Genomic DNA, 1,606 nt, shown 5'->3' with positions numbered 1-1,606 from the left:
GGAATAGTTTGGCGCCATACGGGGCACGATGTTGAACCTGTGGATTTTCGGGATTATATTCTGACGGTTGAGAGAAAGGATGTAAAACCTACGTATGTAAGTTTACGCGGTAAATCAGTTGAAGAAAAACTCAAGGCTCGTGGATATGATGATGTTATTATTAATGAGAATGGCGGGTTAGACTATTCTAAAAGCAAGGCATTATATCATAACCCTGATAGATTGAAGCCAGATGGTACACCAGTTGAGCCTATAGTTAAAATTAAGTATACAGGGAATTATCCTGATGATTTTGAAGCTGCAAATATGGCTGGATTTGGACAAAAATCAACACCTATGTTAGATGGGGAACGTTATCTTTGGCACCACCTAGATGATTATGATCCAATTACTAATGAAGGTACTATGCAGCTAGTTGTTTCGGATTCACATAATGGGATTCAGCATAACGGTGGAGTGAGTCAATTCAAGGACACAAATAATGTTAGTGAATATCCATTTAGATTACCCAATAAATAAGGAGCCAATTATATGACAATAGAATTAGTGTTTCCTGAAAAAAGCTTATCTAATGATGAATTAAATCAATTTGAATTGTTGTTTATAGCTAAATTGCCAGAAGCATTTAAGCAGCACTATCTTACTATTAATGGTGGCTTTATTGGTGAAAACTCCAATGTAAATTCTTATTTTGGAGGATTTAACCCTATAAAATATGGGAAATTACCTATTGAAAAGCTTATTGAGGACATCGGTGATTTGGATGTAATACTGAATAATAAATCAGTACACTATGAGCAGGGAAGTTTTATACCCTTTGGTTATGATAATGGGGGAAATACCTTGCTTTTATCCCTTAAGAAGGATAGTTATGGCGAAGTTTACTTTCACTCTTATGATGGTTTATTCCAAAAGGAATATAGTAATTTTGAATCTTTTTTAAATGATGTATTTGGAAATGCTCATTAGGATATATAAAAATAAACTAGTGCCATAGATTTTTAATTTTATAAATGACTAACTCAGGTATGGTTCTTTCTATAGATTATCAATCTCGTAAGATATTTTATCATTTGATAATAAATATTTTTCGTTGATTTTTTATTAAAAGGTCGAACAGATTTCAGTCAAACTGTATCAGGATAAATATCTTAATGCGTAGCACCGTGAATGGTCGTACAGTTATTTTAAAAAATGATACTACCAATACAGGCGGCACGGTTCTAACGGCTTCTTCTCTCGCCAAGCAAACCCAAGGAGTCGCTTGTGTAGGCGACTCTGTTTATTGTCCTCCATGTAAAAAAACCGGCACTATCGTTGAAGGCGATAGCTTAATGAAAATTAATGGTATCCCTGTCGCCTTAGAAGGCCATAAAGTCGCTTGTGGATGTTCAGGGGGATGTGTACTGATTACTACTAGCAATTAGCAAGTCTGGTTAACCATGACAACGGAGCTGTCATGAGTCAGAAAGTCGAATCGTGCATTATCTGTGAAAACTATCGATTTTGGTTAGAGCTGCAATTGGTCGATGATAAAGGACAGCCGTTGGCGAACGTGCCCTATTCGCTTGCCGAGCGAGGCACAGGCCGTACGATGCAAGGCAGT

General features: G+C 36.6%; 3 protein-coding genes. All 3 read left to right on the top strand.

What is annotated here, in order from left to right:
* Nucleotides 1-519 (top strand): HNH endonuclease signature motif containing protein (locus tag PSF42_RS20670; RefSeq protein WP_272680572.1); only part of this gene is annotated, 519 nt, incomplete at its 5' end.
* Nucleotides 520-531: 12 nt separating this feature from the next.
* Nucleotides 532-969, top strand: coding sequence for an SMI1/KNR4 family protein (locus PSF42_RS20665; protein WP_125895139.1), 438 nt, complete (start codon nucleotides 532-534; stop codon nucleotides 967-969).
* 185 nt (nucleotides 970-1,154) lie between these two features.
* Nucleotides 1,155-1,427 (top strand): PAAR domain-containing protein, encoded by a 273-nt coding sequence (locus PSF42_RS20660; protein ID WP_125895141.1) that lies wholly within the window; start codon nucleotides 1,155-1,157, stop codon nucleotides 1,425-1,427.
* Nucleotides 1,428-1,606: the final 179 nt, after the last annotated feature.

This window comes from Providencia sp. PROV032 (assembly GCF_028484875.1).
Classification (GTDB): domain Bacteria; phylum Pseudomonadota; class Gammaproteobacteria; order Enterobacterales; family Enterobacteriaceae; genus Providencia; species Providencia rettgeri_E.
This window is presented reverse-complemented; position numbering and strand designations above follow the sequence as displayed.